Raw genomic sequence first — 18,262 nt, 5'->3', positions numbered from 1 at the left:
TGAACCCGACAAAGCAGTAAAAAACGTATATCATTTATTCAGATAAGATGAGAAAGATCAAAATATTTGCATTTGTGCCGTTTGTTATAGGTGCAGCAATCGTTTCCGTTGCATTTATAAATTGCAAAAGCGGAGCTAAAACAAGCCACAGCGATAATTTAAAGTTTGATGGTAAAGGTTTTGCCCTTGTTGAACTGTTTACTTCCGAAGGCTGTTCAAGCTGCCCCCCAGCCGACGAACTGGTTGCCAAAGTTCAAAAAGAGGTTGGCGATAAGCCCGTTTATATTTTAGCCTACCATGTTGATTACTGGAACCGCCTTGGCTGGAAAGACATTTTTAGCAGTGCCGATTATTCCAAACGTCAAAATGAATATGCGCGTTGGTTAAACCTGTCGCAGGTTTACACGCCGCAAATTGTGGTTAATGGTAAAACGGAGTTTGTGGGTTCACAGGAGGAGCGTTTACGCAACGCTATTAAAAGCAGTTTGCAGGGGAGCGACAGTGTTCAATTGAACTTAAGTGTTACTATTAGTGCAAATAATACAGCTTCGGTACAATACAAAGTTGAGGGAAATGCCGAAAACGCACGCAGTGTGATATCATTGGCATTGGTTCAAAAACAAGCTGTTGTAAAAGTTGAGCGTGGTGAAAACGGCGGCCGAACATTGGCCCACGCTCAAATTGTACGAAACCTGCAAACCATGCCTTTAAACAAAAACAATGGCAGCGCAACTATTGCTTTACCTGCCCGGGTTGAGGCCCGGGAATGGGAAGTAATAGGTTTTGTACAAAAAACAAGCAACGGCGCTGTTTTGGCAGCATCGAAAAGCCTGGTTAAAGTATCGGCGGATGTTGGGCAACAAGATAAAAACGTACAATAGTTGTGTTGAATGGCATTAAGAGCATTTAGATGAAGATAATTAAAGAGAAACACCCGCTGTTAATGCGCTGGACGCATTGGGTAAACTTTCCCATCCTTACCATCATGATTTGGAGCGGGCTGCTCATTTACTGGGCCAATGATACTTACACTTTCACGCTCTTCGGTGTTACATTTATTCGCTTTTTTCCGCAGGGCTTTTATGACGCGCTGCACATTCCCCGGCGGCTGGCCGAGGGTATGGCTTTCCATTTTTTGTTTATGTGGTTTTTTGCGCTTAACGGCTTGTTGTATGTGTCATATACCATAATATCGGGCCAGTGGCGCGAGCTTGTGCCTAACCGGCATTCATTTAAAGAAGCCTGGCTGGTGGTTTTGCACGACCTGCATATCCGCAAAATGGCCCCGCCTCAAAATAAATACAACGCAGCCCAGCGCATTGCCTATACGGCTATTATTGTTATGGGGTTTGGCTCGCTGATAACAGGACTGGCTATTTATAAGCCTGTGCAATTTAATTACCTGGCCTGGATTTGCGGAGGGTACCATTTAGCCCGCATCTGGCATTTTGTGCTCACCATTGCTTATGTATTGTTTTTCCTGGTGCATGTTGTTCAGGTAGTACTTGCCGGCTGGAATAATTTCAGGTCGGTTATTTCGGGGTTTGAAGTGATTGATGAAAAACCACTGCCCGCTATTCAAATTCAAAACGATGAAACTAACGAAAAAACTGAATAAGATTTTCAGCAAAAATAAAGGCTCCAAAAAGGAGCTTACCGTTGAGCAAAAGATCAGCCGTCGCAATTTTATCTCCTTCGGCAGCTTCCTGGTATTGGGCGGTGCCGCATATGGCGGCTGGCGCTGGTTGTATAATTCACCCAATGAGGCGCCGGGTATCACCGGAGAGGCCCACAAACCATTGCGTGCGGTACTTAATGCCAACGAAAAGGTGGTACGCCAGTTATACAGCAATAAAAACCTGGTAAAAACCTATCCAAAAGAAATGGCGGCGAAGGTGGTGCGCCACAATAGTGATATAGGCTCGGAGGGATTGATTGACGTAGATGCATGGAAACTTTCGGTCAAAAGACAGAGCGGCGAGATGTTAAGCATCGGTATCGACGAGCTAAAGAAACTTCCTAAAACCGAGATCATTTATGATTTTAAGTGCGTAGAGGGCTGGGACCAGATTTCGCACTGGGGCGGTGTAAAATTTAGCGATTTTATAGCTCACTTTAAGCTTGATGCCGAAACCCGGTTTGAGTATGTAGGCATGGAAACGCCCGACAAGGAATATTACGTGGGCGTTGACATGCCAAGCGCTATGCACCCGCAAACCCTGCTGGCCTATGAGGTTAACGAAAAACCCTTGCCTCCAAAGCATGGCGCACCGCTAAGGCTCATTATCCCTGTAAAATATGGCATCAAAAACCTGAAACGGATAGGCAGCATAACCTTCAGCAATAGCCGCCCCCGCGATTACTGGGCCGAACAGGGTTATGATTATTACGCAGGGTTGTAAAAGACCAGTTAAACCGCCATTATATATTGATGTAATATTTGCATATTGCATTAAATGCCGGCCAATAAACTACCACTTTCCAAACAGCTTGCTTATGCCTGCGGAATGATAGGATGGAGCATCATGACCAATATTATCATTGTGATGCTGCCTTACTTTTACCTGCCGCCAAACAATGCCGGACTTACTACGCTGGTACCTCAATTGTTGCTTTTTGGCCTGTTCAATATCATGTCTGTGATTACAGCTTCCGGGCGGTTGGTGGATGCTTTTTTTGATCCTTTTATTGCCTCGCTAAGTGATAAAAGCGAAAACCGGCGTGGGCGGCGCATTCCTTTTATGCAATGGGCTATTTTACCTGCCGCTTTATTTTGCGGATTAACCTTTTACCCCATGGTAAAGGGCGAAAGTATCCATAACGCTTACTGGCTTACCTTTACGCTTATTTGTTTTTTTATGGGCGCTACAGCCTATATTATCCCGTACAACGCCCTGCTGCCCGAGCTTACCCGCACAGGCAGCGAAAGGGTTAAGCTTTCATCATTACAGCAGGTGGGTTTTGTAATTGGGATTATCCTATCGGCCATGGTCAATAACTTCGCCGACTGGGTACAACGCTTTGCCGGTACCCCCAATCGTGATACCGCAGTACAGTACACCATTTGGGGGCTGGCCGTATTTGCCGGGCTGGTAATGCTCGTACCTGTATTCGCCATTGACGAAAAACGGTATTCAAACGGTCACCCCTCGCACTTATCGCTGCTGCCGGCTATTCAAAAAACCTTTCAAAACCGGAATTTCAAATATTACCTGATATCCGATTTTTCGTACTATATGGCATTAAGCATCATATCAAGCGGCTTACTGTTTTTTTTAAAATCGTTATTAAATCTGCCCGAATCTATGGGCGGAGAGCTTATGGCTACGATGGTATTGGTGTCACTGCTGTTTTATCCGCTGGTTAATTACCTGTCGCAAAAAATTGGCAAAAAACCTATCGTGCTTTTTTCGTTCGGGTTACTGAGTTTAATTTTTGTAGCGATATTTTTCCTGGGCAAACTTCCATTTACACCGCAGGTGCAAATCTATACGCTGGTTATCAGTGCATCGTTTCCGCTGGCCTCACTGGGTATTTTGCCCAATGCAATACTTGCCGAAATAGCACAGAACGAGGCTAAACGTACCGGCGAGAATCGCGAGGGAATGTTTTTTGCGGTTAAATACCTGTTTGTAAAACTGGGCCAAACACTGGGTATTGCATTGTTCGCGTTTTTAACCATTTACGGAAAAGACCCGGGCAACGATTATGGCCTGCGCCTGAATGGTGTTTGCGGTTGTGTGCTTTGTTTGCTGGCTTTTGTTTTCTTTAACCGGTTCAGGGAGCGTAGGAACAGAGGCAAAAAGAGAACCGCTCATCATTGAGCTTCAGGTCCTGCCAGACCTTAAAGGCAGGTAACATGTTGCTGTGTGATCTGAAGCGGCTGTTTATCGGTTTGCGCTTCAGCAACACAGGCAAAAAGAAGCGAAGCCATCAAAATGACTATGAGGTATTTGATTATGGTTGCGCTCATTTTCCTTTGCCGTTAAATGTGTTATAAAACAATTTGCCATTGTAGAATAAAAAAGGCCTGCCATTTGTTTTAAATGCAAGCCTTCAGGATATCAGTGTAAAAGCAATATTACACCAGGTTCTTTTTAATATAGCTGATACTTTGTGCAATGCTCACAAATGGATCGCCCGGGCAAACATCCTGCTCAACAAAGAAATATTTGAGGCCCGATTTTTTAGCCTGGGTAAAGATCTTTTTAAAGTCGATAACCCCGTTTCCAACTTCAGTAAATTTCTTTTCAGGGGTTTTGTCCATATCCTTAACATGCCACAGCGGGAAACGGCCCGGGTGTTTATCAATAAGGGCGATTGGATCCTGGTTTGCTTTATTAACCCAATACAGGTCCATTTCCATTTTTACCAGGTCTTTATCGGTGTTCTCCAAAAGGATCTCATATGGGTATTTACCGTTTTCCTGTATAAATTCAAAGTCATGGTTGTGATAGCAAAGTTGGATACCCGCGCCTTTACAGGTTTCGCCGGCTATATCAAGCATATTGGCCACGTTTTTATAATGGTCAAGATTGCCGCGCTCAGATTGTGAAAGATATGCGCAAACCATGTATTGCACACCGGCTTCGGCGGCGTCATCAACGGCTTTTTTCCAGTCGTTCATGATGGTTCCTTTTTGTTGTTCGCCGTTAACCAGCTCCTCGCCTAAGCGATAATGCGCGCTCGGCATAATGAGGCCGTTTTGTTTTAAAACATTTGCAAAATCGCCGGGGCGCATGCCATAAAACAATTCGGTACCGGTATAAGTTGCACCTTCAACAGATGTGAAACCTGTTTTGGCAACTTTTGCCAATGCAGCAACAGGGTCGGCAGCCATAGCATCACGCACAGTATATAATTGTAAGCCTATATATTTTTTATCATATGCAAACAAATTAGGAGCTGCCAACAGGCCTGCTGAAAGTAGCGCCGAAGTTTTTAGGAAAGATCGTCTGGTAGTCATTGGTTTATGATTTTTATGATTGGTTGTGTAAATATAACGCATTAAAAATGCCAAAACAAAGACCGAAATTACGCCGATTGGTTTAATGCAATGGTATAGTATTGTAATTTTTACAGGTGTAGTTAATATTTATAAAAATATACAAAAGGAAAAAGCCGCTGTATGGCGGCTTTTCATATACTTTGGGTAAGGTATTATCTTCCTTTTTTAACGTTGGGAAACTTCATTTTATAATCCACATCAACCATTCCTTTTGAAATATCGTTAAGTTTCTTTTCAATAAGCCGTTTACGCAGCGGGCTTAGCTTATCGGTAAACAGTTTGCCTTCAATATGGTCATATTCATGCTGGATAACGCGAGCGGCCATGCCCTTAAAAGTTTCTTCATGGTGTTTCCAGTCTGCATCATAATATGACATGCGTACAACCGGCTTGCGGTATACATCTTCACGAATATCCGGAATGCTCAGGCAGCCTTCGTTAAAACCCCATTCCTCACCGGTTTCTTCCAGTATGGTAGCATTGATGAACGCTTTTTTGAAGTCTTTCAGTTCCGGTTCGTCATCATCAAAGGGGGTGGCATCCACCACAAATAAACGCATTGACATGCCTACCTGCGGCGCTGCCAGGCCAACACCACGGGCCGCGTACATGGTTTCAAACATATTTTCAACCAGTTCTTTTATATGCGGATACTCGTCGGGCTCAATGGCTGTTGCTTTCTTTCTTAAAACAGGATCACCGTAGGCAATGATAGGATACTTCATCTTGCAAAAATAAAGGATTATTGCTTAGGCTCAAATAGCAAAGTGATCAAGCGGTTATTATCAAAAATTTCATTGCTGATGGTCAGCAATTGCTCGGCACTTACCAGGTTAATTTTTGCAAAGATCTCTTCGAGAGTATCAACACGGTTAAAATCAATCATGCTTTTGGCCATGGCTATAATGAGGCTCATGCGGTTTTCTTCCGCTAATGCTATTTGCCCGATAAACTTTTGCCGGGCCTGGTGCAATTGCAAACTGCCCAGCTTTTGTTCACGCAGTTTTTTCAGCTCCTTATGAATCAGTTTTGAAGCTTTGTTCGCTTTTTCGGTATCCGTACCAAAGTAAATAGAAAAGATGCCGGTGTCAGTTAAAGGAGTGTAATTTGATTCGACAGTATAGGCTATACCATGTTTTTCCCTGATTTCGAGGTTGAGCCTGCTGCTCATGCCCACCCCGCCCAGGAGGTTGTTAAGCAATAATAAGCCCCATTTGTGCTCATGCGAGGAAGAATAAGCCTGTGTGCCTATAATACAGTGCGTTTGTGAGATAGGTTTGTTAACGATATGGATACTACCCGTACCTTGTACGGGCTTTACCCGGTTTTTTTTAAGCTCATTTAAAGGCACATGGCCGAAATACTTTTCAGACATGGCCGCCAGTTTCCTGAACTCATAATTGCCGTGTACAGCAAAGATCATTTCGGTTGTATTATAGTTTGCCGCTATAAACCCCCGGATGTCATCCCCGTTAAGCCTGCCAACGGTTTCGGGCGTACCTAAAATGTTTTGCCCGATGGGGTGCTCCTTAAACAGCAGCTCTTCAAAATCATCCTGTATGGCTTCTTCCGGTTGGTCAAGATAGGAAGCTATTTCATCTAAAATGACACCGCGCTCTTTCTCCTGTTCATCATCCGGGAACGTGGAATGAAATAATATATCCTCAAAAAGATCCATAGTGCGGTCAAGGTGCTGGTTAAGCAACGACGCGTGGATGCAGGTATATTCTTTAGTGGTATAAGCGTTAAGATCGGCGCCAACAAGCTCAAGCCTGTTGAGGATCTGGCTGGTGTTACGGCGTTCGGTTTCTTTAAACAGCAGGTGCTCAATAAAATGGGCAAGGCCTCCCTGTCCCGGAGCTTCATCGCGCGATCCCGCGTTTACAATAAAGCAGCAATGTGTAATTGCCGATGGCCAGTGCTTATACAGTATGCGGATACCATTAGGTAAAGTATAAAGTTGATAGTCAATCATTCGGCTGCAAAGATAAGCTTATATGTCACAATTATTTTTCACGCTATTGTAAGTGATTAATAGTATTTTAGGCGCTTAAAATCAAATTTCGCCGGGATTAATGTAAACGGCGGAACTATACTGCCTTTAAAAAACAAACTAAACCCAATGACAAAACAAATAGCCGATCTGGAATTTGAGATACTACTAACTGCCGATAAGATTGAAGAACGTGTGAAAGCCATTGGCGCACAATTAAATGAGGATTATAATAATAGCGTACCGGTTTTTATAGGGGTACTCAACGGCAGCTTTCTTTTTATAGCCGACCTGATTAAACAAGTGAGCATTCCCTGCGAAATTAACTTCACCAAATTAGCATCATACTATGGCGGCACCTCCAGCACGCTAAAAATACGGGAAGATATTGATTTAACGGTTGATATTAAGGGACGCGATGTGCTTATTATTGAAGATATTGTTGATACAGGTAATACAGCTCACTATCTAATCCAGAAACTGAAGGAAAGAGAGCCGGCCTCATTAAGGTTATGCTCATTATTATTAAAGCCGGCCGCTCTTCAAAAAAAGATAGAGGAGCTTAAGTATGTAGGCTTTGAAATAGAAAACGAATTTGTAGTGGGTTATGGCCTTGATTACAAGGAAATGGGGCGTAATTTAAAGGATATTTATAAAAAAGTAGGATAAGAATAAACAGATCTTAACAGAAAATGTGGCGGTTGCTATTGAGGGATAGCACATTACGGGCAATTTTTTTAACAACTGATTAAAACAATAGCTCCCTTGTTTCGTTTTAGGGTTTATGAAATATACATCTTTACTTTTATCAGGCTGCATAGCAGCATCGTTTTTGTTTTCTTCATGTGATAAAAAAGGGCCGGCTACTTCAACTGTTGCTATTACCATAACCGATGGCCAGACCGGCGCTGCATCGGTAGGTGCAACAGTAAAATTGTATGATGATGTAAATAAACCCAATACCGGGGAAGCGCCCTCATACACACTTACTACGGATGCGTCAGGAAAAGCGACTGCAGTAGTTGCCTATATAGGAGAGTATTACATTGTTGCTGAAAAAGGAACCCAAAAAAGCTATTACAATGGACTGATTCCGATAGGCATTTTTAAAACCCAGGCCGATATTGACAGCAGCCCTAAACAAACACCTGCAGCGATAATTGGCTCAGTGAAATTTAAAGATACCAATAACGATGGCGTTATCAACGATTCGGATAAAGCAAAAGCGCCGAATTTGTTTTTGCAGGAAGGACAAACGCTTAATTACAGCTTAGCGGTTTATTAATTTACAGAAAGGCTTATTTTATAGTAAAGCTACCGGTGAAAATCGGTAGCTTTATTGTTATAGGTTGAACATTAATATTTAGGCAGCCTATATTCGATGAAAAGAATATTTATTGCTTTCAGTGTTTTACTGCTTATAATAGCTGTCGGCATGTCATTAACCGGCTACACCCTTGCCATTCCGTTATCTCAAATCAATAGCGATAGGCTTAACACCCCACTACCAAAAGCCAGGTCCGACCAAAATTTACAACCGCTTTCGGATTGTGATTTTTCAAAAGGTAATTGGACCGCCTATATTGTAATATCGACCGACGATTTTAATGATCTTAATCCCCTTATCGGAAAACGGGTTTGCTGGAAAACAAACAGTAAAGCATTGTTAATGAAGATGAAAAAAGACTGGGTTTTTAAATATCGTGAAAATAGTGATATGGGCACGGTAAACAGTTCTTTTTATCTTGTGCAGGACGGGGTTATGGTTTTTGAATCGGGAATAGTATTGGATAAAAATAACCAGGGCTTGCAAAACTCAAAGTATGGCTGGATGCAACCGGTAAATGGAATGGCTTTTTGTAAATATTTGCAAGGGCTTTAAAAAAGTATACTGGCCGGTTGTGTTTTTTTAATTCGGATAAGATTGTTTAACCTATTGGGACACGGCAACAGGAGGGCGGAGATTTGCTTGGCTACCCGGTTGTCGTGTCCTCACGACAACTTTTTTAGCAACGTTTAATCCAAAACATATGTTCTGCCTGAAATACAATTATTCCCTAATTCTTGTTAAGTTTATTTAATGGAATTTGATGAGATCTATTTTTATACCGCGACAATCAACAAGTGGATTCCGCTGCTTCAATCCGATAAATTTAAACACATTGTTTTAAATAGCCTGATTCATCTCGTTAAGCAAAGGAAAATAGAAATTTATGGCTTTGTAATCATGCCAAATCACATCCACTTGATTTGGTCCGGATCGGAGATGAATGGCAAAGAAAAGCCATTTGCCAGCTTTATAAAGTTTACGGGGCATCAGTTTTTGGATGAGTTGCGAGCGACAGATAACCCTTTACTGGTAAAGTTTAAGACAGATTTAAAAAACAGAAACTACCTGTTTTGGCAAACCAACTCGTTGCCCATAAGGGTGTTTGATCGGAAAATGTTAGAGCAAAAGCTGGATTACATTCACCTCAACCCATTACAGGCACATTGGAATTTAACCGATGATCCAAATAACTATTACTTTTCATCATGTTCGTTTTATGAGCAGGAGGATAAAAAGTTTGATTGGTTAATACATTATATGGATGTGATGTAAGTTGCTTTGCATACCTGTTGCCGTGGGGACATGGCAACTTTTTTTACCGAGGTTATCCAAAGTATATGTTCAACGCGGGGGAAGAAAGGTAGATGTTGCCGTGGGGACACGGCAACTGGGTAGAACTTTCCATGCCTTTTCCCCCTCCCCGGTTGTCGTGTCCTCACGACAACTTTATCACAATTGTTGGAGCCCCAATGCATAGAAAGACATTATGTTGCGTGGGGGCACGACAACAGGGGGGATTATATTATCCCCGCCACTTCGCTCAGCATCCTCAGCGCCTCGTCAACACTATCAATTCCCTCAATGCCCAAACGGAGCGTGTTTTTAACTTCCTTCAAATTGGTGCGCCTTGGGTTATTCTTCACAAAGTCGAGCACATTACGGAAGGCCTCGGTTTCAAAGTAACTTGATTGCTGGTTAGTAATAAAATAACCACGCAAAACGTTTTTCTTGAGCGAGATTTTTTCAAAACCGATGGCCTTGCCCAGCCATTGCAGGCGTAGGGTATTGAGTAAACCGTCGACCTGGGCCGGTACCGGGCCAAAACGGTCGTGCAATTTTTGTTGAAATGCCTGTAGTTCTACCTCATTTTCCAGTTTGGAAAGCTCGGTATACAGGTTGTATCGCTCGGAGAGATTGGTTACATATTCATCGGGGATGAGGATCTCCAGGTCGGTATCAATTTGGGTAAAAGAAATATAGGGGCGGGGCTTATCCTCGGGGAATACACCTTTAAACTCATCTTCCTTAAGTTCCTGTATGGCTTCGTCGAGGATCTTGTGGTACATTTCAAAGCCTATTTCAGCAATGAAGCCGCTTTGTTCGGCACCAAGCAAGTTACCGCTGCCACGGATGTCCAAATCCCTCATAGCCACGTTGAAGCCGCTGCCCAGGTCGCTGAACTCTTCAATGGCGCTCAGGCGCTTGCGCGCCTCGCTGGTCAACGTTGACAACGGCGGACTTAACAGGTAACAGTACGCCTTTTTATTACTCCTGCCCACACGGCCACGCATCTGGTGCAGATCGCTCAAGCCAAACATGTGGGCGTAGTTGATGATGATGGTATTGGCATTGGGAATATCCAACCCGGCTTCGATAATGGTTGTGGCCACTAATACATCATATTCGTGGTTCACAAATTTGAGCATTACATCTTCCAGGTCGTCACCTTCCAATTGGCCGTGAGCTATGCCGATACGTGCTTTAGGAACAAGCTTACGGATCATGCCGCCGAGTTGAGGCAGATCGGCAACACGATTGTGGATAAAGAACACCTGCCCGCCGCGGTCAATCTCAAATTCAACCGCTTCTTTAATGAGTTTATCATTAAACACATGCAGCTCGGTAACAACCGGCTGGCGGTTTGGTGGCGGAGTTGATATGATAGAAAGGTCACGTGCACCCATTAACGAAAAATGAAGCGTTCGCGGAATGGGCGTTGCTGTTAAGGTAAGCGTATCCACATTGGCGCGCATCTGTTTCAGCTTCTCTTTGGTCGATACGCCAAACTTCTGCTCCTCGTCAATGATCATCAGGCCAAGGTCTTTGAATTTCACATCCTTGCTTACCAAACGATGTGTGCCTATGATAATATCTACTTTACCTTCTTTTAGTTTCTCCAGGGTATCCTTGATCTGCCGGGTTGATTTAAAGCGGTTAACATAATCAATATTGGCAGGAAAACCTTTGAGCCTGTCGGTAAAAGTTTTGTAGTGCTGTGCGGCTAAAATAGTAGTTGGTACAAGGATGGCCACCTGCTTGCTATCGGCAACAGCTTTAAATGCTGCGCGAACAGCCACTTCGGTTTTGCCAAAGCCTACGTCACCGCAAATGAGGCGATCCATAGGGTGGGGCGACTCCATATCTTTTTTGAAATCTGCCGTGGCTTTTTCCTGGTCGGGAGTGTCCTCGTACAAGAATGATGCCTCCAGCTCAGTTTGCAGGTAGCTATCGGGCGAAAAGGCATTGCCATGCTGGGCTTTACGAAGGGCGTAAAGCTTGATCAGGTCACGGGCTATGTCCTTAACTTTTTTTTTTGTTGTTTTCTTCAAACGTTCCCAGGTGTCGGTACCCAATTTGTTCATTTTGGGAACGGAACCTTCTTTGCCGCTAAATTTGGAAATGCGGTTAAGTGAGTTGATGTTCACATACAGCAGGTCGTTATCAGCATAAATCAGGCGGATCATTTCCTGTTGTTTGCCGTTCACGTCAACCTTTTCCAAACCAGCATATTTGCCTATGCCGTGGTCGATATGCGTAACATAATCGCCAGGTTTAAGGTCGCGGAGCTCTTTTAGTGTAATAGCTTGGGAACGCTGATAGCCCTTGCGGGTTTTGTATTTATAGTAACGGTCAAAGATCTGGTGATCGGTATAGCAGGCTATCTTTTGCTCGTGGTCAATGAAGCCTTCGCGTATGGAGATGCTTACCGGCGTAAATTTTACCGTTTTGTCCAGGTCGTCCAAAATGGCGTATAAACGCTCAACCTGTTTGGCCGAATCGGTAAAGATGAAGTTCTCTATTTTGTCGGCCTCATTGTTTTTAAAATTGTGAATGAGCAGCGTAAAATCTTTATTAAACGATGGCTGCGGGCGCATATCAAAATTGATAGCGGTAGCATCATGGTAAAAGAACTGCTTGCCAAACTCTATCACAGGGAAATCATGCAATTGATCGCCTATTAGCTTTTCGTCGGTAAAACCAAATTTGGGATCTATCCAATCAGGGTTTTGTGCTTTTTCATCCGCAGAGAGGGCTTTCCAAAGATTTACAGCCTTTTTATAACCGGTTTGGATAATGTCTAGCGTAAACTGAACGTCTTTGATCCAAACCTGTGTACCTGCTTCAACATATTCAAGCAGGGAGATATTATTCTCCGTTAGAAATTTAGATTGTACGTTGGGAACAATGGTAATGCTTTTAACATGCTCAACCGACAGCTGGCTCTCGATTTCAAACGTACGGATCGACTCAATGAAATCACCAAAAAACTCAACCCGGTAGGGGAGCATATGCGAAAAAGAGAAGATGTCAACAATGCCGCCACGGATAGAAAATTGCCCCGGCTCATATACAAAATCAACCCGTTCAAAATCATACTCTATCAAAAACTCGTTGATGAAATCAATACTAAGCTTATTGCTAACGGCTATTTCGAGGGTGTTTTTTTCAAGCGATGAACGATCGATCACTTTTTCGGCCAAAGCCTCGGGATAAGTTACAATGAGCTGGCCATATTCTGAACTGTGGTTAAGCTCATTCAATACCTCGGCACGGGCCAGTACATTACTGCTATCGGGCTGGGTAAATTCAAAAGGCTTGCGGTATGATGAAGGGAACAGCAGGGCTTCTTTACCGGTAAGGTTTTCCAGGTCGGCCTGGAAATAACCTGCTTCTTCGCGGTCGGGCAGTACAAATACCATGTGTTTGTGCTGCAAAAAATACAATGCTACCGCCATGGCCGAATCACTTGATCCCACCAAACCACGTAGCTGTACCCTTGGATTTTTTGATGCGTTAAGCGCAGTGGCCAACGTTTTTATCCGGTCATCAGCCTTATATCTGTCTAATATATCACGGATGTTCAAACCGCGGCAAAGATAAACAAAAAAGGAAAGCCAAAATAAAAAAGCGTTGGGCTAAAAATTAATGCAAACAATATGACGGCTTATTTACTTTTTAATGATAAATTTATGTATGTAAACGCGCATACCGATTTATAAATCAATCTTAATTATATAATTATGAAGAATGCAGTGTTATCAGGGGGTATCATCGGCGTACTAAGTATTATCTGGATCTTTGCTATGCCACGGCTTGGCGTTATGCCGCAAAAAGACGTTGTGGCCCCAGTCGAATACTTTTCATTTATTATACCGGCTATCGGGCTTTTTTTCGGTATTATGAGTTATCGAAAAAACGAGTGTAATGGCCAGATGGGCTTTTTGGAAGCTCTTTTTCAAAGTTTTAAAATATTAATTGTAGGCGGCATCATCGCCGTTTTCGGCTCAATACTTTATATCAGCTACGTATCGTCATCCGAGGCTAACATAAAGGATTTTTCTGAACGGATTTTTGGTGCATTGATAGTTGGGGTGCTGCTCGCCTTCGCGGTATCATTATTATTCACCAACAAAGCAAACAAACTTGATTAAGCGTTATTTTTCAAAATATTTTGAACTCTTGTTCTGGACAGCCGCGATGCTTTCATTGGCGATGACCTCGCCAACGGAAGCATCACACTTTACCTTGTGCCCTCTTAAGCTAATGGGCATAGGCTGGTGCCCCGGCTGTGGCTTAGGGCATAGTATTATTTATCTTTTTCATGGCGATATCAGCAATTCTTTCCGTGCCCACTGGCTTGGCATTCCTGCCGTAGCCGTGATCTTTAACCGGATTTATGTACTTACCAAAGCGAGGCTGCTGGAAAGGAATCAGTTTAAGAGCCTTACCTAAATTTTATAACCTTTACAGTAATAACATTTTTTATATTTTTAAGTATTGAGGTCGATAGCAACATTACCATGCAAATAGCGCCGCATCCATTGCTTTCGGATATTGTTAAGCACTATTTAATCATAGCGCATGATCAGCGTGTTGCACTGAATTACCGTCTGTTTTCTGACGGTAATCCAGGGATGGTGTTTCATTTAAAAGCTCCGCTACTCCAATACAATCAACAACATACCGTTGCCAGCAAACAACCTGGCAGCTTTGTATACGGGCAAATAACTAATTATAACGATATTGTTTCGGTTGGTGAGCTGGCTATGCTGATTGTGGTTTTGCAGCCTAATACCTTGCTCTCCTTACTTGGTGTGGCGGCCTGTGAGTTAAATAACAATACGGTACCATTAAAAGATCTTTTCGGGCAGGAAACCTTTGATCTTGAAGACCAAATCGCAAACGCGGCCAACCTCCCGGCGGCCACGGTAATTACCGAGCAATTTTTATTGAACAAAATGGCTTCGAAAAGAAAGCGTGCAGACATTACGGATCGGGCCATAAACATCATTCACGCAAACAAGGGTATTATTAACGTTAAAAATTTACTTGATGTGATGCCTGTAACCGAACGGCAGCTTGAGCGTAAGTTCGACGAAGAGGTAGGTATTTCCCCTAAAAAGTATATTGACGTCGTTAAATTTCAAAACTATCTTAAACAACTTCAAAAACTATCTTCAATAAAAGAGCTAAGCTCATTGAGTTATGCCTGCGGATATTATGACCAGGCGCATCTTAATAATTTTTTCCGGAAGCATACAGGCCTTACTCCCCTTCAATACAAAGCCAATCATCATCTGTTGGCTATAAATTTTATGCCGCTCGTTTAAGTTGCGCTTGTCGGTTTTTTACAATGCTTTTTGGTATTGCCCTGGTAGTTTTGAAAAAAGATGATCAGCGTATGGAAAACCTAACAATCGCCACTGCTCAATTTGAAAACAGAAGCGGTGATAAAGCCTATAATTTATCAGTTATTGAAAAAATGACAGCGGATGCCGCGGCACAAGGTGCCCAAGCAATAGCTTTTCATGAATGTTCCATAACAGGTTATACGTTTGCCCGGAAACTTGATAAAGCACAAATGCTTGAACTTGCCGAAGAGATCCCCTGCGGACCGAGTATCGCTGCGTTAACAGAATACGCCCGACGATACGATATTGCCATACTGGCCGGTTTGTTTGAAAAGGACAAAGATGATAACTTGTTCAAGGCATATCTATGCGCTGACAAAACCGGGATCGTTGCCAAACATCGTAAGCTGCACCCTTTTATCAACCCGCATCTTTTACCCGGCACAGCGTATACCGTATTTGATTTGTATGGATGGAAATGCGGCATACTGATTTGTTATGATAATAATATAATTGAAAATGTACGGGCAACTACCCTGCTTGGCGCACAGATTATTTTTATGCCGCACGTCACTATGTGTACACCATCAACCCGACCGGGTGCTGGTTTTGTTGACCCGGAATTATGGAAAGACAAAGAAGCAAATGCAGTGTTACTTCGCCAGGAATTTGACAGTCTTAAAGGCAGGCAATGGTTAATGAAATGGTTACCTGCCCGGGCATATGATAACGCAATTTATGCAGTATTCGCCAACCCAATAGGCATGGATGATGACCAGCTAAAAAATGGCTGCTCCATGATCCTCGATCCTTACGGCGATATTATAGCCGAATGCAGATCATTAAACAATGAATTAGTTTTGGCCGAGCTGACCGCCGATAAACTAACCAAAGCGGGCGGCTATCGTTACATCCAGGCCAGGAAGCCCGAACTATACCGGGATATTATCGGCCGTGAACATGAAAGCTTTCAAAAAGTGGTTTGGCTGTGAATTGGCGGGGCGGCAGCCATATTATTAAAAACGTCATTGCGAGGTACCTCGCAATGACGCGTGTATTATTGGCGAATTAAGAAAATTTAATCAATCCACTCAAACTTAGTATAAGGCACAAGTACTTCCGGCACTTTAATACCTTTTTCAGTCTGGTTATTCTCTAACAAAGTAGCAACAATCCGCGGCAGGGCCAGCGCGCTGCCGTTTAGCGTATGTGCTAACTGTGTTTTACCATCGGCATTCCGGAAACGCAGCTTAAGCCTATTACTCTGGAAAGTTTCAAAGTTTGATACTGATGAAACTTCCAGCCAGCGTTGTTGTGCCGCGCTCCAGGTTTCCATATCATAAGTTAAGGCAGAACCAAAACCCATATCGCCACCGCAAAGGCGTAATACACGGTATGGTAAGCCTAATTTTTGTAACAGGCCCTGTACATGGCTGCTCATCAGCTCCAATATTTCGTATGATTTATCGGGATGGGCAATGGTTACTATCTCTACTTTATCAAACTGGTGCAGGCGGTTCAGTCCGCGAACGTGCGCACCATATGAACCTGCCTCACGACGGAAACATGGCGTATGCCCGCAGTTACGCACCGGTAACTGATCTTCTTTCAATATCACTTCACGGTACAGGTTAGTAATAGGCACCTCGGCGGTAGGGATCAGGTACAGGTTATCTACACCTACATGGTACATCTGTCCCTCTTTATCCGGCAGTTGTGACGTGCCGAAACCCGAAGCTTCATTCACCATCAGCGGCACGCTTACTTCGCTGTAGCCTGCTTTTTCGGCTTCGTCAATAAAGTAATTGATCAGGGCGCGTTGCAGTTTAGCGCCTTTGTTTTTATATACAGGGAAACCGGCTCCGGTTATTTTAACGCCGAGTTCAAAATCAATCAGGTTGTATTTTGCAGCGAGCTCCCAGTGTGGTAAAGCATCGGCAGGTAATTCGGGCCTGGTACCGTTTTCCAATACCACCTCATTGTCTTCAGGAGTTAAGCCTTTGGGTACTGAACTATGTGGCAGGTTGGGCAGCAATACCAGTTTCTGGTAAAGTTCCTCTTCGGTAATGGTAAGCAGGTCGCCGAGCTTTTTGATCTCTTCTTTCCATGCGCCGGTTTTGCCCTTAAGGCCTTCAGCTTCTTCTTTTTTACCGGCACGCATCAGCTCGCCTATTTGTTTTGCAGCTGCATTGGCCTCGGCCGAAACATTATCCATGCTGGTTTGAGTGGAGCGACGTTTGTCGTCCAGTTCAATTATTTCATCAACCAGTTGGGGCTGTTTAAAATTTTTTACAGCTAAACGTTCCAAAACCTGTTCCCGGTTATCACGGATATAACTAACTTGCAGCATTATTTTATTTTTTAGGCAAAGATATTTTTTAAGTAGCAGTTTTAAGTAGCAGCGGCAGTTTTTTTTAAAACATGACCAGATAACTGCAACTGCCTGCTGCAACTGCCACTAAAAACAACATGAACAATCCCATAGGCAAACTATATTTAGTCCCCACCCCGATAGGTAATTTGGAGGATATGACCTTCAGGGCTATCCGCGTGTTGAAAGAGGTTGATCTGATACTGGCAGAGGATACCCGTACCTCCGCCCCGATGTTGAAACACTTCGAGATTCATCAAAAGGTATTTGCTCATCATCAGCATAACGAACATCAATCAAGCAACGAGATCATTAAGTTTTTACTGCAGGGGAAAAATATCGCGCTCATTTCGGATGCAGGCACACCGGCTATTTCCGATCCGGGCTTTTTTCTGGTACGCGAGGCTTTAAAATTTAATATCGCTGTGGAATGTCTGCCAGGCGCTACCGCATTTGTGCCGGCCCTGGTAAATTCGGGCTTTCCTACCGACAAGTTTTGTTTCGAGGGATTTTTGCCATTAAAAAAAGGCCGTCAAACCCGGTACAAGTTTCTGGCCGAAGAGGAGCGGACCATCATACTATATGAGTCGCCCCACCGTTTGTTAAAAACACTGGATGAAATGGCCACCTATTTTGGGGCCGACAGGCAGATCTCGGTATCCCGCGAGCTTACCAAAATGTTTGAAGAAACCGTACGTGGCACTGTAGTTGAAGTAAAACAATACTTTGAAACGCACCCCATGAAAGGCGAGTTTGTGATGTGCGTGGCCGGCGCAGCGGCTAAACCGGCAAAAGGGAAATATGAAAGGGATGAGGAAGAAGATTAAAACTTCAACTCTCCCGCATGTCATTGCCAGGCACGAAGCAATCGCATGCTATCCAGAATTGCTTTGCTTCCGTGCGATTGCCACGCTACGCTCGCAATGAC

The 18,262-nt window shown here is 43.5% G+C and carries 19 protein-coding genes; 13 read left to right on the top strand and 6 right to left on the bottom strand.

Features of this window, described 5'->3' with window-relative positions:
- Positions 1–47 precede the first annotated feature (47 nt).
- From DIU38_RS26365 to DIU38_RS26350, 4 genes are read left to right on the top strand one after another with little or no spacing between them, the layout of a single operon-like run.
- Positions 48–881: a DUF1223 domain-containing protein gene (locus tag DIU38_RS26365; protein WP_112656401.1), complete on the top strand. Its 834-nt coding sequence runs from the start codon at positions 48–50 to the stop codon at positions 879–881.
- 29 nt (positions 882–910) lie between these two features.
- Positions 911–1,618: a cytochrome b/b6 domain-containing protein gene (locus DIU38_RS26360; RefSeq protein ID WP_167516287.1), complete on the top strand. Its 708-nt coding sequence runs from the start codon at positions 911–913 to the stop codon at positions 1,616–1,618.
- The gene (locus tag DIU38_RS26355; protein WP_112656403.1) at positions 1,593–2,402 is read left to right on the top strand and encodes a molybdopterin-dependent oxidoreductase; all 810 of its coding nucleotides are present in this window, start codon (positions 1,593–1,595) and stop codon (positions 2,400–2,402) included. Before DIU38_RS26360 ends, DIU38_RS26355 begins: the two co-directional genes overlap by 26 nt.
- Positions 2,403–2,456: 54 nt before the next feature.
- Positions 2,457–3,824, top strand: coding sequence for an MFS transporter (locus tag DIU38_RS26350; RefSeq protein ID WP_112656405.1), 1,368 nt, complete (start codon positions 2,457–2,459; stop codon positions 3,822–3,824).
- A 20-nt stretch (positions 3,825–3,844) separates the two neighbouring features.
- On the opposite strand, the gene DIU38_RS34530 is transcribed toward DIU38_RS26350, so the two are convergent.
- From DIU38_RS34530 to DIU38_RS26335, 4 genes are all read right to left on the bottom strand, one after another.
- Positions 3,845–3,973 (bottom strand): hypothetical protein, encoded by a 129-nt coding sequence (locus DIU38_RS34530; RefSeq protein ID WP_262714272.1) that lies wholly within the window; start codon positions 3,971–3,973, stop codon positions 3,845–3,847.
- 108 nt (positions 3,974–4,081) lie between these two features.
- Positions 4,082–4,966 carry a sugar phosphate isomerase/epimerase family protein gene (locus DIU38_RS26345; RefSeq protein WP_090533817.1) on the bottom strand — a complete coding sequence of 295 codons (885 nt, stop codon included), beginning with the start codon at positions 4,964–4,966 and terminating at the stop codon, positions 4,082–4,084.
- A 194-nt stretch (positions 4,967–5,160) separates the two neighbouring features.
- Positions 5,161–5,733 carry a peptide deformylase gene (gene def / locus DIU38_RS26340; RefSeq protein ID WP_112568308.1) on the bottom strand — a complete coding sequence of 191 codons (573 nt, stop codon included), beginning with the start codon at positions 5,731–5,733 and terminating at the stop codon, positions 5,161–5,163.
- Between the two features lie 17 nt (positions 5,734–5,750).
- Positions 5,751–6,980, bottom strand: coding sequence for a M16 family metallopeptidase (locus DIU38_RS26335; RefSeq protein ID WP_208057851.1), 1,230 nt, complete (start codon positions 6,978–6,980; stop codon positions 5,751–5,753).
- A 150-nt stretch (positions 6,981–7,130) separates the two neighbouring features.
- Here DIU38_RS26335 and hpt point away from each other — a divergent pair, with 150 nt between their 5' ends.
- The 4 genes from hpt (at position 7,131) to DIU38_RS26315 (ending at position 9,603) form a co-directional block, all read left to right on the top strand.
- Positions 7,131–7,670 (top strand): hypoxanthine phosphoribosyltransferase, encoded by a 540-nt coding sequence (gene hpt / locus DIU38_RS26330; protein WP_112656409.1) that lies wholly within the window; start codon positions 7,131–7,133, stop codon positions 7,668–7,670.
- Between the two features lie 115 nt (positions 7,671–7,785).
- Entirely contained in the window at positions 7,786–8,286 is a 501-nt protein-coding gene (locus tag DIU38_RS26325) for a hypothetical protein (RefSeq protein WP_112656411.1), read from the top strand.
- A gap of 96 nt (positions 8,287–8,382) precedes the next feature.
- Complete coding sequence (locus DIU38_RS26320; protein ID WP_112656413.1) at positions 8,383–8,883, top strand: hypothetical protein; 501 nt, start codon at positions 8,383–8,385, stop codon at positions 8,881–8,883.
- A 198-nt stretch (positions 8,884–9,081) separates the two neighbouring features.
- Entirely contained in the window at positions 9,082–9,603 is a 522-nt protein-coding gene (locus DIU38_RS26315) for a transposase (RefSeq protein WP_112656415.1), read from the top strand.
- Positions 9,604–9,848: 245 nt separating this feature from the next.
- On the opposite strand, the gene mfd is transcribed toward DIU38_RS26315, so the two are convergent.
- On the bottom strand, positions 9,849–13,196 hold the full coding sequence (mfd, locus tag DIU38_RS26310; protein ID WP_112656417.1) for a transcription-repair coupling factor: 3,348 nt from the start codon (positions 13,194–13,196) through the stop codon (positions 9,849–9,851).
- 156 nt (positions 13,197–13,352) lie between these two features.
- Here mfd and DIU38_RS26305 point away from each other — a divergent pair, with 156 nt between their 5' ends.
- From DIU38_RS26305 to DIU38_RS26290, 4 genes are all read left to right on the top strand, one after another.
- Entirely contained in the window at positions 13,353–13,763 is a 411-nt protein-coding gene (locus DIU38_RS26305; protein ID WP_112656419.1) for a DUF4199 domain-containing protein, read from the top strand.
- Entirely contained in the window at positions 13,756–14,064 is a 309-nt protein-coding gene (locus DIU38_RS26300) for a DUF2752 domain-containing protein (RefSeq protein ID WP_243770653.1), read from the top strand. The genes DIU38_RS26305 and DIU38_RS26300 overlap by 8 nt, the downstream gene beginning before the upstream one ends.
- 68 nt (positions 14,065–14,132) lie before the next feature.
- On the top strand, positions 14,133–14,942 hold the full coding sequence (locus DIU38_RS26295; protein WP_112656421.1) for a helix-turn-helix domain-containing protein: 810 nt from the start codon (positions 14,133–14,135) through the stop codon (positions 14,940–14,942).
- Between the two features lie 71 nt (positions 14,943–15,013).
- Entirely contained in the window at positions 15,014–15,955 is a 942-nt protein-coding gene (locus tag DIU38_RS26290; protein WP_112656534.1) for a nitrilase family protein, read from the top strand.
- 86 nt (positions 15,956–16,041) lie between these two features.
- On the opposite strand, the gene serS is transcribed toward DIU38_RS26290, so the two are convergent.
- Positions 16,042–17,313: a serine--tRNA ligase gene (gene serS / locus DIU38_RS26285; RefSeq protein ID WP_090533497.1), complete on the bottom strand. Its 1,272-nt coding sequence runs from the start codon at positions 17,311–17,313 to the stop codon at positions 16,042–16,044.
- A 119-nt stretch (positions 17,314–17,432) separates the two neighbouring features.
- Here serS and rsmI point away from each other — a divergent pair, with 119 nt between their 5' ends.
- Entirely contained in the window at positions 17,433–18,161 is a 729-nt protein-coding gene (rsmI, locus tag DIU38_RS26280; protein ID WP_112656423.1) for a 16S rRNA (cytidine(1402)-2'-O)-methyltransferase, read from the top strand.
- The last annotated feature ends 101 nt before the right edge of the window (positions 18,162–18,262 follow it).

The sequence above is a fragment of the Mucilaginibacter metallidurans genome, assembly GCF_003286435.2.
Taxonomy (GTDB): Bacteria; Bacteroidota; Bacteroidia; order Sphingobacteriales; family Sphingobacteriaceae; genus Mucilaginibacter; species Mucilaginibacter gossypii.
This window is presented reverse-complemented; position numbering and strand designations above follow the sequence as displayed.

Excerpts from the sequence above, each read along its gene's own strand:
- DIU38_RS26365 (WP_112656401.1), top strand. The coding sequence starts at position 48 with ATGAGAAAGATCAAAATATTTGCATTTGTGCCGTTTGTTATAGGTGCA.
- DIU38_RS26360 (WP_167516287.1), top strand. The coding sequence starts at position 911 with ATGAAGATAATTAAAGAGAAACACCCGCTGTTAATGCGCTGGACGCAT.
- DIU38_RS26355 (WP_112656403.1), top strand. The coding sequence starts at position 1,593 with ATGAAACTAACGAAAAAACTGAATAAGATTTTCAGCAAAAATAAAGGC.
- DIU38_RS26350 (WP_112656405.1), top strand. The coding sequence starts at position 2,457 with ATGCCGGCCAATAAACTACCACTTTCCAAACAGCTTGCTTATGCCTGC.
- DIU38_RS34530 (WP_262714272.1), bottom strand. The coding sequence starts at position 3,973 with ATGAGCGCAACCATAATCAAATACCTCATAGTCATTTTGATGGCTTCG.
- DIU38_RS26345 (WP_090533817.1), bottom strand. The coding sequence starts at position 4,966 with ATGACTACCAGACGATCTTTCCTAAAAACTTCGGCGCTACTTTCAGCA.
- def (WP_112568308.1), bottom strand. The coding sequence starts at position 5,733 with ATGAAGTATCCTATCATTGCCTACGGTGATCCTGTTTTAAGAAAGAAA.
- hpt (WP_112656409.1), top strand. The coding sequence starts at position 7,131 with ATGACAAAACAAATAGCCGATCTGGAATTTGAGATACTACTAACTGCC.
- DIU38_RS26325 (WP_112656411.1), top strand. The coding sequence starts at position 7,786 with ATGAAATATACATCTTTACTTTTATCAGGCTGCATAGCAGCATCGTTT.
- DIU38_RS26320 (WP_112656413.1), top strand. The coding sequence starts at position 8,383 with ATGAAAAGAATATTTATTGCTTTCAGTGTTTTACTGCTTATAATAGCT.
- DIU38_RS26315 (WP_112656415.1), top strand. The coding sequence starts at position 9,082 with ATGGAATTTGATGAGATCTATTTTTATACCGCGACAATCAACAAGTGG.
- DIU38_RS26305 (WP_112656419.1), top strand. The coding sequence starts at position 13,353 with ATGAAGAATGCAGTGTTATCAGGGGGTATCATCGGCGTACTAAGTATT.
- DIU38_RS26295 (WP_112656421.1), top strand. The coding sequence starts at position 14,133 with ATGCAAATAGCGCCGCATCCATTGCTTTCGGATATTGTTAAGCACTAT.
- DIU38_RS26290 (WP_112656534.1), top strand. The coding sequence starts at position 15,014 with ATGGAAAACCTAACAATCGCCACTGCTCAATTTGAAAACAGAAGCGGT.
- serS (WP_090533497.1), bottom strand. The coding sequence starts at position 17,313 with ATGCTGCAAGTTAGTTATATCCGTGATAACCGGGAACAGGTTTTGGAA.
- rsmI (WP_112656423.1), top strand. The coding sequence starts at position 17,433 with ATGAACAATCCCATAGGCAAACTATATTTAGTCCCCACCCCGATAGGT.